Origin of the sequence: Microbacterium sp. HMWF026, assembly GCF_003061325.1 — a bacterium.
Classification (GTDB): domain Bacteria; phylum Actinomycetota; class Actinomycetes; order Actinomycetales; family Microbacteriaceae; genus Microbacterium; species Microbacterium testaceum_E.
This window is the reverse complement of the sequence record NZ_QAJB01000004.1, coordinates 1-6810: the sequence shown is the minus strand read 5'-3', so window position 1 is coordinate 6810 and position 6810 is coordinate 1. Positions and strand designations below refer to the sequence as shown.

The 6810-nt window shown below is 71.9% G+C and carries 8 protein-coding genes; 4 read left to right on the top strand and 4 right to left on the bottom strand.

Annotation, left to right across the window (positions count from 1 at the left end; all coding sequences use genetic code 11):
- A partial coding sequence (locus DBR36_RS00115) for an alpha/beta fold hydrolase (RefSeq protein ID WP_108317018.1) occupies positions 1-727 on the top strand: 727 nt, incomplete at its 5' end.
- Positions 728-741: 14 nt separating this feature from the next.
- On the opposite strand, the gene DBR36_RS00110 is transcribed toward DBR36_RS00115, so the two are convergent.
- The 3 genes from DBR36_RS00110 to DBR36_RS00100 form a co-directional block, all read right to left on the bottom strand.
- On the bottom strand, positions 742-1974 hold the full coding sequence (locus DBR36_RS00110) for an MFS transporter (RefSeq protein WP_108317017.1): 1233 nt from the start codon (positions 1972-1974) through the stop codon (positions 742-744).
- Entirely contained in the window at positions 1971-2444 is a 474-nt protein-coding gene (locus tag DBR36_RS00105; RefSeq protein ID WP_108317016.1) for a MarR family winged helix-turn-helix transcriptional regulator, read from the bottom strand. The genes DBR36_RS00110 and DBR36_RS00105 overlap by 4 nt, the downstream gene beginning before the upstream one ends.
- A gap of 95 nt (positions 2445-2539) precedes the next feature.
- On the bottom strand, positions 2540-3349 hold the full coding sequence (locus DBR36_RS00100; RefSeq protein ID WP_108317015.1) for an IclR family transcriptional regulator: 810 nt from the start codon (positions 3347-3349) through the stop codon (positions 2540-2542).
- 162 nt (positions 3350-3511) lie between these two features.
- Here DBR36_RS00100 and DBR36_RS00095 point away from each other — a divergent pair, with 162 nt between their 5' ends.
- The 3 genes from DBR36_RS00095 to DBR36_RS00085 are packed head-to-tail and all read left to right on the top strand — an operon-like array spanning position 3512 to position 6146.
- Entirely contained in the window at positions 3512-4285 is a 774-nt protein-coding gene (locus tag DBR36_RS00095; protein ID WP_108317014.1) for a CoA transferase subunit A, read from the top strand.
- Positions 4285-4956 (top strand): CoA transferase subunit B, encoded by a 672-nt coding sequence (locus DBR36_RS00090; protein ID WP_181373416.1) that lies wholly within the window; start codon positions 4285-4287, stop codon positions 4954-4956. The genes DBR36_RS00095 and DBR36_RS00090 overlap by 1 nt, the downstream gene beginning before the upstream one ends.
- On the top strand, positions 4953-6146 hold the full coding sequence (locus DBR36_RS00085; protein WP_108317013.1) for an acetyl-CoA C-acetyltransferase: 1194 nt from the start codon (positions 4953-4955) through the stop codon (positions 6144-6146). The genes DBR36_RS00090 and DBR36_RS00085 overlap by 4 nt, the downstream gene beginning before the upstream one ends.
- Positions 6147-6212: 66 nt before the next feature.
- Here DBR36_RS00085 and DBR36_RS00080 read toward each other — a convergent pair whose 3' ends face one another.
- A complete protein-coding gene (locus DBR36_RS00080; RefSeq protein ID WP_108317012.1) occupies positions 6213-6467 on the bottom strand; it encodes a hypothetical protein in 255 nt (84 codons plus the stop codon).
- Positions 6468-6810 lie beyond the last annotated feature (343 nt).

Sequence of the window (6810 nt, the reverse complement as noted above, 5' to 3'; positions counted from 1 at the left end):
CGAGACGACCGCGCGGCTGATCGCGCCCGACCTGCGCGGACGCGGACGCAGCACGGCCATGTCAACGTCGGGGGGCGCATCCCCCCTCGCGCGCCACGCCGACGACCTCGTCGCCGTGCTCGACGCGAAGGGCATCGACCGGGCCGTTGTCGTGGGGCACTCGATGGGGGCGTTCGTCTCGCTCGTGCTCGCCGACCGGCATCCGGAGCGGATCGACCGCGTGGTCCTCGTCGACGGGGGTCTTCCGCTCGACCTTCCCGCGGGGATGCACCCCCGCGACGCGGTGCGTCACGTGCTCGGGCCCACCGCCGCCCGCCTCGACATGCGGTTCGCCACCGCCCGCGCCTACCGGGACTTCTGGCGGGCGCACCCGGCGTTCACGGGCAGGGAGGACCCTTTGCTGGACGCCTACTTCGCGTACGACCTGCGGGGAACGCCCGGACAGCTGCGCCCGGCGACGACCTTCGCGACCGTGGAGGCCGATTCGATCGACCAGAACACCGGAGCGGCGATCGCGCGGGCCAGAGAGCGGATGCCGCGCCCCACCGCCCTGCTCGTGGCCGAGCGGGGGCTGCGCGGTGAGACGCCGCCGCTGTACCCCGATGTGCAGGCCCTCCGCAGCGCCTACCCCGCTCTCACGACGACGCGCCGGGTGCCGCACGTCGACCATTACTCGATCGTCATGTCGGCACCCGGCGCGAGAGCCGTGGTGCGGGCGGTGGGGTAGCCGCCTCGGGAGTCTTACGCGGCGTCGCCCACCAGGACGGCGGCGCCCTCGTCTGCGGCATCCGGGTGCGCTCCGTCGACGTGGGCGAGCAGACGCCGACCGAACAGGATGCACAGCGCCGACAGGGCGACCGAGCCGGCGGCCATCACGTAGGGAAGACCGGCGCCGTACGCGTGCCAGAGCAGCGCGGCGAGCGGGGGAGCGACGGCGCCACCGAGGAAGCGCACCGCGGAGTACGCCGACGACGCGACCGAACGCGGCAGGTCGGTGGCCTCCATCACGGCCTCGGTCAGCGCGGTGTTGACCACGCCGAGCACGAGACCGCCGACGATGATGCAGACGACGAGAGCCGCAGCCGACGACACGATGAACGCCGCGAGCAGCAGATCGACCGCGAGCAGCGGCAGCGCGACCAGCAGCACCGAAGTCAGGCGCATGCGCCGCAGCAGCAGCGGGGCGACCCACACGCTCGTGATCGCGAGTCCCACGCCCCAACCGAAGAAGGTGAGGCCGATCCCCATCGCACCGAAGCCCAGGGGGAACGGCGAGAACGCCAGCAGCGTGAAGAAACCGATGTTGTAGAACAGCGCGGTCGCGGCCAGGATCGCCAGCGCCGGACGCCCCAGCGCACGGAAGGGGGCGCTGAAGGGCAGCGGGGTCCGCGCCGGGGCGGGACCGCGCAGCAGCACCATCACCGCGACGAACGCGATCGCCATCAGCCCGACGACGCCGAAGAACGGACCGCGCCAGCTGACCTCGCCCAGCACGCCGCCTAGCAGCGGGCCCACGGCGATGCCCAGGCCCAGGGCGGCCTCGTACAGGATGATCGCGGCCGAGCTGCCGCCCGAGGCGGCGCCGACGATCGTGGCGAGCGCGGTCGAGATGAACAGGGCGTTGCCCAGGCCCCAGCCGGCACGGAAGCCGATCACGGCATCCACGCTCCCGCTGATCGCGCACAGGAACGAGAAGACCACGATGAGTCCCAGGCCCACCAGCAGGGTGGCCTTGGCGCCGATGCGGCTCGAGATCCAGCTCGTGACGAGCATCGCCAGTCCCGTCACCACGAGGTAGCTGGTGAACAGCAGCTCGGTCTCGACCGGCGACGCCTTCAGCGACTCGGCGATCGCGGGCAGGATCGGGTCGACCAGACCGATCCCCATGAACGCCACGACGCACGCGAACGCGACGGCCCACACTTGGGCGGGCTGTTTCCAGACACTGGGTGCTGCTGCGGTACCGGTGCTCACCGGACGGCCTCCTTCTGCTCGATTCGTGAAGAGTTGTCGCGCGACCCGACGGGAACGAGTCCCACGCGCGTCGACAGCGCCGACGCGGCGACTCCGACCGCCTCCCATTCGTCGTCCGTCAGATCGGCGACGTGGGGCGACAGGGCGGCGCGGAACTGCTCGTACCACCGCTCCAGGGCCGCGAGGCCCTGGTCGGTCGCGGTGACGACGCTGACCCGGGAATCGCCGGGATGGGCGGTGCGGGCGACGAGGCCGGCGGCATCCATCTGATGCACCAGCCGGGTCATGCCCGGCTGCGTGACACGACTCAGCGTGGCCAGGTCGCCCAAGCGCTGCGGGCCGTGATCGCGCAGCAGCGTCAGTGTGCGCCACTGGGCGGCGGGAGCCTCGCTCTGGGTGTCGAGGGCCGCGATGCGCGTGAGGGCGTGCACCGCGAGCAGGAGTCGCTGCAGGTCGTCGTCGCGGGTCATGCAGATAAGTATACCCCTGTTATATACCTAGGGTATTGATAGCAGGGGGATGCCCCGGCTCCCGCGCTGTCACCGCGGAGGGGTGGATGCCGCGGCTACCGCGCCGCGATCCGCGTGGACAGCTGGTGAGCATGCGCCAGCAGGATCCGCCCCAGCTCCGCGAGGCGCTCGCCGCCGAAGCGGAACTCCACGCCCGTCAGGCTGAGGGCCCATTGCGGATCGCCCGTGCGCGTGAACACCGCCGCCCCCACGCCCCAGCTGCCCTCGACGATCAGGCCCGGATTGACCGCGTACCCGCGCGCCTTCGTGTCGGCGATCCGCGACCGCAATCGTGCGGGGGAGTGCGAGGCCCCCCACTTCGCGGACAGCTCCGGATGCCGCTCGAGATACGCGTCCACATCCTCGGGTGGCAGGAAGGCCAGGATCGCCAGCCCCGCCGACGCCACCCCGAGCGGGAAGCGCACCCCCTCCGACAGCACGAACGACCGGATCGGAAAGCTCCCGTCCTCGCGGACGAGGCAGACCGTCTCGTCGCCGCGCCGCACCGACAGGAACGCACTCTCCTCCGTCCGCACCGCGAGAGAGCGGACGATGTCGCGTGCGATCGCGGTGATGTCGAAACGGGATGCCGCCACACTCCCCATCAGGAACAGTTCCGGCCCCGGCAGCCAGTGTCCGCTCGCGTCGTCGCGGTCGACGAGACCCTCGACGCGCAGGGCGCTCAGCAGGCGATGCGCCGTCGGCCGGGTCAGTCCCGCCTCGCGCGCGAGGTCCCCGACGCCGGCGCCGCCGTCGCCGGCCGAGGTGACGAGGCGGAGGAGGTGCGCGGCGCGGGCGATGGCCTGTGCGCCGGGGACGGCGGAAGGGGATGCCGAGGCGGCGGGCGAAGCGGGGGTGTCCACCATGTGGACGCTACGCGCTGCGGCATCCACATGACAAGAACGCGGTGGCCCCGCGTCGGCGCCCCGACCGACAGTGGAACCACGCTGTTACGAAGGAGTCCGCGTGATCGACACGACCCTGTTCCCGCCCGCGCCGCGCGGCGCCATCACCCGCGGAGGACGCTCATGATCGATAAGACCGTCGCGTCCGCCGCCGAGGCCGTCGCCGACATCGCCGACGGGTCCTCGCTCGCCGTGGGCGGCTTCGGTCTGTCGGGCAACCCCATCGCGCTGATCGAGGCGCTGCTCGCCCAGGGCACCCGCGACCTGTCGGTCGTGTCGAACAACTGCGGCGTCGACGACTGGGGGCTGGGCGTCCTGCTCGGTGCCGGTCGCATCCGCAAGATGACCTCGTCGTACGTGGGCGAGAACAAGGAGTTCGAGCGGCAGTTCCTCTCGGGCGAGCTCGAGCTCGAGCTCACGCCGCAGGGAACGCTCGCCGAGAAGCTGCGTGCCGGGGGTTCGGGCATCGCCGCGTTCTACACCCAGACGGGCGTGGGTACGCAGGTGGCCGAGGGCGGCCTTCCGCGACGGTACGACGGCTCGGGCGGCGTCGCCGTCGCCTCGCCCGCGAAAGACGTCCGCACGTTCGAGGTCGACGGAGAGCCTCGCGAGTTCGTCCTCGAAGAGGCCATCACCACCGACTACGCGCTCGTGCACGCCTGGAAGGGCGACCGCCACGGCAACCTCGTCTTCCGCAAGGCCGCGCGCGCCTTCAACCCGCTCGCCGCGATGGCCGGCCGCACGTGCATCGTGCAGGTCGAGCACCTCGTCGAGCCGGGAGAGATCGACCCGGATGCCGTCCACCTGCCCGGGGTGTACGTGCACCGCATCATCGAGGTCGGCCCCGACATCCCCCAGCGCATCGAGAAGCGCACCGTCCGTGAGGAGACCCGCTGATGGCCCTGTCCCGCATCGAGATGGCCGCCCGTGCCGCCCGCGAGCTCGCCGACGGCGCGTACGTGAACCTCGGCATCGGACTGCCCACCCTCGTCCCCAACCACGTCCCCGACGGTGTCACCGTGGTGCTGCAGTCCGAGAACGGCATCCTCGGCGTCGGTCCGTACCCCACCGAGGACGCCGTGGATGCCGACCTCATCAACGCCGGCAAAGAGACCGTGACGACCCTCGACGGGGCGGCGTTCTTCGACTCGGCGCTGAGCTTCGGCATGATCCGCGGCGGCAAGATCGACGCCGCCATCCTCGGGGCGATGCAGGTGTCGGCATCCGGAGATCTGGCGAACTGGATGATCCCCGGAAAGATGGTCAAGGGTCCCGGCGGCGCGATGGACCTGGTGCACGGCGCGGCCCGCGTGATCGTGCTCATGGAGCACGTCGCCCGGGACGGCTCGCCCAAGATCGTCGACGCCTGCTCGCTGCCGCTGACCGGCCGCGGCGTCGTCGATCGCGTCATCACCGACCTCGCCGTGATCGACGTGACCGAGGATGGACTGGTGCTCGTCGAGACCGCCCCCGGGGTGAGTGTCGACGAGGTGCGGGCGGCCACCGAGCCCCCGTTGATCGTGAGACTCACCGAGGAGACGCCGATGGCACAGGAGCAGTACGCATGACCACGAACGAGCAGAACGACGTCGTCATCGTCGCCGCCGCCCGCACCCCGCAGGGACGGCTGAAGGGGCAGCTCGCGCCGCTCACGGCCGTCGAGCTGGGCGCCGCCGCCATCCGCGGGGCGCTCGAGCGCGGCGGCATCCCCGCCGACACCGTCGACGCGGTGCTCGTCGGACAGGTGCTGCAGGCCGGAGTCGGACAGAACGCCGCCCGCCAGGCCGCCGTCGCGGCCGGCATCGGCTGGGATGTCCACGCCGCGACGATCAACAAGGTGTGCCTGTCGGGGCTCACCGCCGTGATCGACGCCGCCCGTATGCTGCGCCTGGGCGACGCGCGCGTCGTCGTCGCCGCGGGTATGGAGTCGATGACCCGCGCCCCGCACCTGCTGATGAACTCCCGCGACGGCTACGCCTACGGCTCGGTCGAGGTTCTCGACCACCTGGCGTTCGACGGACTCACCGACGCCTATGACCGCGAGAGCATGGGCACCTCGACCGAGCGCGCCAACGCCCGGTACGAGGTGACCCGCGCCGACCAGGACGCCGTCGCCGCCCGCTCCCACCAGCGCGCCGCCGCAGCGCAAGCCGCCAGCGTGTTCGACGCCGAGATCGTCCCGGTGTCGATCCCGCAGCGCAAGGGCGACCCCGTCGTGGTGAGCGCCGACGAGGGCATCCGCGCCGACACGACGGTCGACACCCTCGCCAAGCTCCGCCCCGCCTTCGCCGAGGGCGGCTCGATCACCGCGGGCAACGCCTCGCAGATCTCGGACGGCGCGTCCGCGGTGGTCGTGACCACGCGCGCGACCGCCGAGGAGCACGGCTGGGACGTCCTGGCCGTCGTCGGCGCGGCGGGCCAGGTCGCCGGCCCCGACAATTCGCTGCACGCCCAGCCCGCCCGCGCGATCGCGAAGGCGCTCGAGAAGCAGGGGCTTGCGGCATCCGATCTGGACCTGATCGAGATCAACGAGGCCTTCGGTGCCGTCGTCGCCCGCTCGCAGGCCGAACTGGGCGTGTCCGACGACGTCGTCAACCCGCACGGCGGCGGGATCGCGATCGGTCACCCGATCGGCGCGTCCGGCAACCGCCTCGTGGTCCACGCCGTGCACGAACTCGTCCGGCGGGGGAGCGGGACGGCCGCCGTCGCCCTCTGCGGCGGCGGTGGTCAGGGCGACGCGCTGATCCTGACCCGCTGACACCTCGCGAAACGACGAGGGGATGCCGCGCCCCGGGGCTGCGGCATCCCCTCGATCGTCAGGGGGTCAGCGCGCGAGACGCTTCTTCAGCAGCTTGCCCTGCTTCTTCGAGACGGGGGAGTCGCCGGCGATCGTGCGACCTCGACGCGCACGACGCGTGTCGACGACCGCGCCGATGGCGAGGGCGAGGGTGATGCCCCAGCTGAGCCACGCCAGCGCCGTGCGCCACGTGAACGGCTCGTCGTTCTTGAGCCCGCGCAGCAGGGTGACGCCGCCGGTGATGGCGCTGAGGAGACCGGTTCCGAAGATGTACTGGCGCATGAACTCAACCTACCGAGGTGGGCGCGTGCCCGCCGCAGCTTGACAGCGCGCCCCGCCCCGCCGATAAACGCCGCGCGTGCCGAGACACGCGGTGACGCGCAGTGTCTCGGCACGCGCGGCGTTTATCGAGGGGTGGCCCTGCGCCGGACGTCCAGCCCCCGTGCGCGCCCGACGCCCGCTGTTAGCCTGAGGACGATCCCCGAGGAGGACCTGTGACCCAGGCCGATTTCGTCGTCGTCGCCAATCGTCTGCCCGTCGACCGCACCCCCGACGACGAGGGGTGGCGACGCTCACCCGGCGGACTCGTCACCGCTCTCGAGCCCGTGATGCGCCGCGCCGAGGG